Origin of the sequence: Rathayibacter sp. AY2B7 (assembly GCF_002931635.1) — a bacterium.
Classification (GTDB): domain Bacteria; phylum Actinomycetota; class Actinomycetes; order Actinomycetales; family Microbacteriaceae; genus Rathayibacter.
Genome location: NZ_PSUC01000142.1, coordinates 1 through 6,714 on the forward strand (window position 1 = coordinate 1; position 6,714 = coordinate 6,714).

A 6,714-nucleotide genomic window follows, 5' to 3' on the forward strand; every position below is an offset into this window, starting at 1 on the left:
TCGGCCTCCCTCGCGCAGCGGAGCCGGAGCGGCGTCCTCGTACCGGGTGGCCCCGCGCCTCCCCGATCGCGCAGACTGGATCGATGGCAGCGGCGTCGGCACCGGTCGGATGGGGACGTCTGCCCGCTGTGTCGTGGCTGATGGTGCGCGCCTTCACGCGTCACCGCGTCCTCGCCGTCCTGGCCTTCCCGACGGCGCTGCTCTCGCTCACGCCCTCCGTGATCCGCCGCGCCGCCCACGAGACGGCCGACCGGAACGGACTGGTCGTGTTCGGGCGCTACCGGCCGGTCGCCGACGCCCTGGTGAGCATCGCCGTCACCGTCCCGGTCGTCCTGCTGGCCGTGGTGGCGGCCGTGTGGGTCGCGCTCTCGGGGCTGCTCGGCGCGGTCCTGGTCCTCGCGGCGCTCCTCGGCGGAGCCGTGGGGGCGGGGGCCCTGCTGGTCGGGACCCCCCTCACCGCGGCCGTCGGCGCGGAGACGCCCCCCGGGCGGCGGTGGACGGTGATGGCGCTCTCGCAGCGCCCCGGGACCCGCCTGTCGGCGCTGCTCGCGACGCGGGAGCTGCTGGCCACGGTCCCCGCGGGAGGAGTCGTCGTGGCGGTCGCCGCCGACGAGCGGCTGGCGGACAGCTACTCGCGCCTCGGCTTCTCCCGGGGACGGGGCCTGCGGGTCTTCCAGCAGGTCTGACCGGCCTCCTCCCGGATCGCGGGGAGGCCGGCGGCTCGGTACGGTGGGGCCCGTGCAGTGCGGCTGAGACCCCCCGATCCCCGTCGCTCCGGCCCGCTCACTCCGGCCCGCTCCCTCCGGCCCGCTCGAGCGCGATCGAAAGGCTCCCCGTGTCCGCACTCCTCCCCCTGCAGGGCAGGACCGCTCTCGTCACCGGTGTCTCGCGGCGGCGCGGCATCGGATTCGCCGTCGCCGCGAGGCTCGCCTCCCTCGGCGCGCACCTCGTCGTCCACCACCACCGCCCTCACGATCTCGACCTCCCCTGGGGAGGCGACGACCTCGATGCGGTCCGGTCCGAGCTCCGCGCGCACCTCACGGAGGGCGCGCGGTTCGCCGACGTCGCCGCGGACCTGGCCGATCCCTCCACGATTTCCGGTCTGATCGGAACCGCTGCCGACCTCACCGGGAGCCTGGACGTCCTCGTCTGCAACCACGCGAAGAGCGGTGACGACGGCAGCATCCTCGACATGACGCCTGAGCGGCTCACCGCGTTCTGGGACGTCAACACCCGCTCCACCCTCCTGCTCACCGCGGAGTTCGCGCGGCTCCGGGCACCGCGCACCGACGGACCCCGCCGGCCCGGCGACCGGATCGTCGGGGCCGGGCCCTACGCCCGGGCGCAGGGGCACGTGTTCTGGATGACGTCCGGCCAGATCCACGGCGCGATGCGCGGAGAGCTCGCCTACGCCGCGAGCAAGGCCGCACTCGCCGGCGTCACCGCCACGGTCGCCGCCGAGCTCCTGGAGCTCGGGATCGTGCTCAACACGATCGATCCCGGTCCGGTGAACACGGGATACCTGGACCCGGTGACCACCGACCGGTCGCTCGAGGACCTCGAGGAGTACGTCGCGAGCACGCCCTTCGGCCGGGTCGGCACGCCGGCGGACCCCGCGGAGCTGATCGCGTGGCTGGCCACGTCGGCGGGCAGCTGGGTCGTCGGGCAGGTGCTCACGACCGACGGCGGGTTCAGCCTGTGACCGGAGCGGCGGGGAGCCGTCCGGCGACGACGACCGGCGGGACCGGGCCCGGGGATGATGGGCCCATGGGAACTCGTGGGGCCGGAGTGCTGTGGGTGGTGAGCGCGCTCGCCTACGTGGGAGCGGAGGCGGTCGCCGCGTCCGCGTTCCCGGGCTACAGCTACGCACGGAACTACATCAGCGATCTCGGCGTGCCCGAGGTGGGCGTGTTCCAGGGGCGCGCGATCGACTCGCCGCTGCACGCGGTGATGAACGGCGGATTCCTCCTGCAGGGGGCGCTCTACCTCGCCGCCGCCGTCACGACCGTGCGGGCGGCGCGAGGCGGATCGCGGGGGCTGTTCCTCTCCCTCGCCGTGGTCTACGCCGTGGGCATCGCCGTGGTGGGCCTCGTGCACGGGAGCAGCGCCAGTGCGCAGAACGGGATCGCCGGCCTGCACGTGGTCGGCGCCGCGATGGCGATCGTCGGCGGCAACGCGGCGTCGATCGTCGCCGGGGCCGCGGCCCGGCACGGCCGCGCCCCATGGGCGCTCGGGACGGTCGGGATCGTGCTCGGTGCGGTCGGCCTGCTCGCGCTGCTGATGCTGCAGGTCGACACCCGCGTGCCCGGCGTCGACCTGCTGCCCGACGGCGTCTGGGAGCGCGCCTCCGTCTACGCCGTCACGGCCTGGCAGCTCGCCACCGGCCTGCGGCTGCTCCGGCGCCCGGAGGCGCCGCGGCACCCGCTGCCTCCTCAGACCGCGGGCAGCGGCGCTCCGATCCGGTAGAAGCGGTCGGCGGTCGCCGCGAAGACGTCGCGCCGCTCTACCGGGGAGAGTGCCGCGGTGAGCTCGTCGAACGCGGTGTACAGCTCGGAGAAGCTCGAGTAGAGGCTGTCGACGGGGAAGTTGCTGCCGAGCATCGTCCGCGCCGGCCCGAACGCCTCGAGCGTCTCGTGCACGAACGGCGCGATCGACGCGCGGGTCCAGGAGTGGTCGTTCGTGCCGATCGCCGAGATCTTCACGACCGTGTTCTCGCGCTCAGCGACGGCGCGCAGCCCCCTGCGCCACTCGTCCACCGAGTCGGAGTCGCGGCCGATCGGCATGCCGAGGTGGTCGAGCACGATCGCGGTGCCGGGGAAGGCGCCGGCGAGCTCGGCCGCCTCCTGCAGCTGCGAGGGGAACACCTGCAGGTCGAACGACAGGCCCAGCGGCTCGAGCCGCGCGAAGTGCGCGCGCCAGACCGGATCGGCCGAGATCCCCGGCCGGTCGCGGTGCGTGAAGACCGGATCCGGGTGCCAGTTCAGGATGTCGCGGACGCCGCGCGTCACGGAGTACCCGGCGTGCTCCTCCAGCTGCCGGGGCGCGTCGGCGTCCAGGAGCGACACGTGCGCGACGTGCACCGTCGGCACCGGGCGCTCGCGGGAGAGGGCGTCGATCCAGGCCGTCTCGGCGAGTGCGTCGGCCGCGCCGTTCTCCACGTGCACGGAGGCGGCGAGCGTCACGTCCCGGGCGTCGGCGAGGTAGTCGTCGACGCTGTAGGAGCGGCGGATCGGCCGGTCGTCGCCGTGGTAGCGGAAGGGCTCGGCCGGCCCCTCCAGCCACGGGTAGGAGCGGCGGAGATCCGTCAGGTGGTGGTGGGCGTCGATGACGACGAGTCCGCTCATGCGTGCCTCCCCGGGGTCGGAGCGCCGAGGCGCGCGATCGTGCGGACGACGCCGGTGTGGTCCAGATCGCCGTCGCCGTCGGCGACCATCCTCTCGAACAGGCCGGTCACGGCGGTGATCGCGGGCAGGACGACGCCCTCGGCGTCCGCAGCCTCGCGGACGTAGCGGAGGTCCTTCAGCTGGTTGCGCGCGCTGCCGCCCTCGGCGAAGTCGTCCTCCAGCCACTTGGCGCTCTTCTGCTCGAGCACGGTGGTGCGGGCGAGGCCGCCCTGCAGCAGCTCGACCATCACCTCCGGGTCGAGTCCGGCGGTGCGGGCGAGCAGCAGGGCTTCGGAGACGACGGCGACCGTCCCGGCGACCACGATCTGGTTGCAGAGCTTGGCGGTCGCTCCGGCGCCGCTCGGGCCGAGGTGGCGGACCGTGCGGCCGAGCCGCGCGAGCACGGGGAGGACGCGGGCGACCGCCTCCGTCTCTCCGCCCACCATGATGCTGAGGGTCGCGTCCCGGGCGCCGACCGTGCCGCCGCTGAGCGGGGCGTCGACGACGCGGACGCCGTGCTCCTCGGCGAGGCGGGCGGCGAGAGCGGCCACCGCCGAGGGCGCGACGGTCCCGTGCACCACGAGCACCGGATCCGCGATGCCCCGCTCGCGCCAGCCGGCGAGCAGGCCGTCCTCGCCGTCCAGCAGCGACTCGACCTGCGCGAGGTCCGGCAGCACCGTCAGCGTGATGTCGGCCGCCGCCTCGCGCGGAGTCGCCGCCACGCGGGCCCCGAGCGCGGCGAAGGGGTCGGCCTTCGCGCGGGTGCGGTTCCAGACCACGAGGCCGCCGTCGTCGACGAGGTTCCGCGCCATCGGGGCGCCCATCGGTCCGAGGCCGAGCAGCGAGAGCGTCACGGGGCGACCTCGGCGAGCTGGTCCGGCGCCACGTCGTCGAGCAGCACCGCGGCCTCGAAGCCGAGCAGCTCGCGGGAGCGGGTGAGGTCGAGCCCGACGGAGCGGCCCGGCAGCTCGCCGCGCGGCACACCGGGGGCGATCGCGTCGAGGGCGGCCGCGGTGTCGCCGCGGAGGTAGGTGAGCGGAGCGGCGACGAGGATCCCGGGAGCGGGAGGCGTGTCGTGCAGCAGCGCCGCGAGCACCGAGCGGGCGGCATCGGCCGCGTCGAGGTAGCTGAAGCCCTCCGCCGCCTGGCGGCGCGGGTCGGCGGCGATTGCGGTGCGCAGGTGCTCGCCGAACCGCCGCCCGCCGTCGAGGGTGATGTCGCGCACCAGCGGGAAGCGGAGGCCGGTGAGCTCGAGGCCCCAGGTGGCGTGCGCCATCCGGGCCGCGTCCTCGCTCGCGAGCTTCGAGAGCGAGTACTCGTCCGAGATCCGGGGCGCCGCATCCTCGGAGTAGGGGAACACGGGCGGGAGCGCCTGCTCGGCCCCGAGGGGGTAGCCGTTCGCGTTGATGCTGGAGGCGTAGACGACCTTGGCGACTCCGGCCGCCGCGGACGCCGCGAGCACCGCGAAGGTGCCCACGGCGTTCACGCGGTAGGTCTCGACCGCGTCGGCCATCCCGAGTCCGGCGTAACCGCCGAGGTGGACGACCGCGTGCTGGCCGGACAGCGCCTCGGCGAGGACGGCCTCGTCGGTCACATCGCCGACGACGGTCCGGACGGCCGGGTCCGCCCCCGCGTCGCTCCGGTCGAGGACGGTGACGACCGCTCCCTCCGCCAGGAGCGCCGCGACGGTGGGCCGCCCGATGAGGCCCCGGCCGCCCGTCACGAGGACCCGCGCACCGTCGAGGGCGGTCAGCGCCGTCACGCGTTCACCGACGGCGTCGACTCGGTCGGAGGAGCGGCGACGTCCTCCTGCTTCTTCCTGCGGCCTCTGGAGAACATCGGCCAGCCCTTGCTGCCCTGGTCGAGCGTGACGGCGATCAGGACGACGAGGCCGGTGACGATCTGCTCGTAGAAGCTCGGCACGTTCAGAAGCACCAGGCCGTTGGTGAGCGCGCCCAGGATGAGCGCGCCGACCAGGGTGCCCGCGATGCGGCCCTCGCCGCCCATCAGGTTCGCTCCCCCAATGACCGCCGCGGCGATCGCGGTGAGCTGGTACGGGCTGCCCGCGTCCGGCTGCGCGGCGTTGATGCGGGCGACGATGACCAGGCCGGCCAGGGCCGAGAGCCCGCCGGAGATGCAGTAGACGGCGATCTTGACGCGGTGGACCCGGACCCCCGAGAGCCAGGCGGTCTCCTCGCTGCCGCCGACCGCGATCACGTTCTGGCCGAACACGGTCTTGCGCAGGAGCAGCCAGGCCGCGACTCCGACGACCGCCACGATGACGACCACGACGGGCACGCCTCCGATGTAGCTGTTGAGCAGGAGGATGAACTCCTTCGGCACGTCGTAGACCGGCTTGCCGTTGGTGGCGACGTAGGCGCCTCCCTGGAACACGCTCATCGTGCCGAGCGTGGCGATGAAGGGCGGCAGGTTCAGCTTGGTGACCAGCAGGCCGTTGATCCCTCCGCAGATCAGGCCGAGGACGATGCCGGCCGCGAGACCGAGCAGCGGGGGCACGCCGCCGTTGACCATCAGCGAGGCGCTGACGATCCCGACGAAGCTGGCCATGGCGCCCACAGCCAGGTCGATGCCGCCGGTGATGATGACGAAGGTCAGGCCGATGCCGATGATGGCGTTCACACTGGCCGACACCGCGACGTCGCGGAGGTTGCCGATGGTGAGGAAGTTGGGGTTCAGCACGCCCAGGATGACGAAGAGGACGACGGCGGCGATGTAGATGCCGAAGGCCTGCAGGTTGAAGGAGCGCCGGCGCGGGGTGGCGACGCTCCCGGTCTCGGGGGAGGTCATGAGGTTCCTTTCGCCACGCCCATGGCGTTGGCCACGATGCTGTGCTCGGTGATGTCGTCGCCGACGTGCTCGGAGACGAAGCGCCCGGACCTCATCACGAGGACCCGGTCGCTGATGGAGATGATCTCGGGCAGGTCGCTCGAGACGACGATCACGGCGTGCCCCTCGGAGGCCAGCTGATCGATGAGCTCGTAGATCTCGACCTTGCCGCCGACGTCGACGCCCTTGGTCGGCTCGTCGAAGAGGAAGACGCTCGCTCCGAGCCAGATCCACTTCGCGATCACGATCTTCTGCTGGTTGCCGCCCGAGAACTGGCGGGCGTTGAGACGGACGTCGGCGGGACGCAGCGACATGCGCCGGCCCATCTCCTCCGCCGTCTCGATCTGCCGCTTCGTGCTGATGAAGGGGCCGAAGCCGTTCAGCTGCCGGTCGGAGGTGAGGGCGACGTTCGCGTAGGCCGGGGTCTGGAGGACGAGGCCCTGGTGCTTGCGGTCCTCGGGGATGAACGCGATGCCGGCGTCGC

The 6,714-nt window shown here is 73.4% G+C and carries 8 protein-coding genes; 3 read left to right on the top strand and 5 right to left on the bottom strand.

The genetic code is table 11. From position 1 onward, the window contains the following. Positions 1 to 83: 83 nt before the first annotated feature. The 3 genes from C5C27_RS18685 (at position 84) to C5C27_RS16115 (ending at position 2,466) form a co-directional block, all read left to right on the top strand. Complete coding sequence (locus tag C5C27_RS18685) at positions 84 to 686, top strand: hypothetical protein (RefSeq protein WP_146079346.1); 603 nt, start codon at positions 84 to 86, stop codon at positions 684 to 686. Between the two features lie 149 nt (positions 687 to 835). Beyond that, on the top strand, positions 836 to 1,702 hold the full coding sequence (locus tag C5C27_RS18690; protein ID WP_258066831.1) for an SDR family oxidoreductase: 867 nt from the start codon (positions 836 to 838) through the stop codon (positions 1,700 to 1,702). Positions 1,703 to 1,767: 65 nt separating this feature from the next. After that, complete coding sequence (locus C5C27_RS16115; protein WP_104314913.1) at positions 1,768 to 2,466, top strand: DUF998 domain-containing protein; 699 nt, start codon at positions 1,768 to 1,770, stop codon at positions 2,464 to 2,466. On the opposite strand, the gene C5C27_RS16120 is transcribed toward C5C27_RS16115, so the two are convergent. From C5C27_RS16120 to C5C27_RS16140, 5 genes are all read right to left on the bottom strand, one after another. After that, positions 2,433 to 3,344: an amidohydrolase gene (locus tag C5C27_RS16120; RefSeq protein ID WP_104314914.1), complete on the bottom strand. Its 912-nt coding sequence runs from the start codon at positions 3,342 to 3,344 to the stop codon at positions 2,433 to 2,435. The genes C5C27_RS16115 and C5C27_RS16120 overlap by 34 nt on opposite strands. Continuing rightward, positions 3,341 to 4,237, bottom strand: coding sequence for an NAD(P)-dependent oxidoreductase (locus tag C5C27_RS16125; protein ID WP_258066832.1), 897 nt, complete (start codon positions 4,235 to 4,237; stop codon positions 3,341 to 3,343). Before C5C27_RS16125 ends, C5C27_RS16120 begins: the two co-directional genes overlap by 4 nt. Continuing rightward, complete coding sequence (locus tag C5C27_RS16130; RefSeq protein ID WP_181133569.1) at positions 4,234 to 5,145, bottom strand: NAD(P)-dependent oxidoreductase; 912 nt, start codon at positions 5,143 to 5,145, stop codon at positions 4,234 to 4,236. The genes C5C27_RS16125 and C5C27_RS16130 overlap by 4 nt, the downstream gene beginning before the upstream one ends. Next, the gene (locus C5C27_RS16135; RefSeq protein WP_104239249.1) at positions 5,142 to 6,191 is read right to left on the bottom strand and encodes an ABC transporter permease; all 1,050 of its coding nucleotides are present in this window, start codon (positions 6,189 to 6,191) and stop codon (positions 5,142 to 5,144) included. Before C5C27_RS16135 ends, C5C27_RS16130 begins: the two co-directional genes overlap by 4 nt. Continuing rightward, on the bottom strand, positions 6,188 to 6,714 hold a 527-nt coding region (locus tag C5C27_RS16140), incomplete at its 5' end, for an ATP-binding cassette domain-containing protein (RefSeq protein WP_146079724.1). The genes C5C27_RS16140 and C5C27_RS16135, both read right to left, overlap by 4 nt.

Excerpts from the sequence above, each read along its gene's own strand:
- C5C27_RS16135 (WP_104239249.1), bottom strand. The coding sequence starts at position 6,191 with ATGACCTCCCCCGAGACCGGGAGCGTCGCCACCCCGCGCCGGCGCTCC.
- C5C27_RS16120 (WP_104314914.1), bottom strand. The coding sequence starts at position 3,344 with ATGAGCGGACTCGTCGTCATCGACGCCCACCACCACCTGACGGATCTC.
- C5C27_RS16115 (WP_104314913.1), top strand. The coding sequence starts at position 1,768 with ATGGGAACTCGTGGGGCCGGAGTGCTGTGGGTGGTGAGCGCGCTCGCC.
- C5C27_RS18685 (WP_146079346.1), top strand. The coding sequence starts at position 84 with ATGGCAGCGGCGTCGGCACCGGTCGGATGGGGACGTCTGCCCGCTGTG.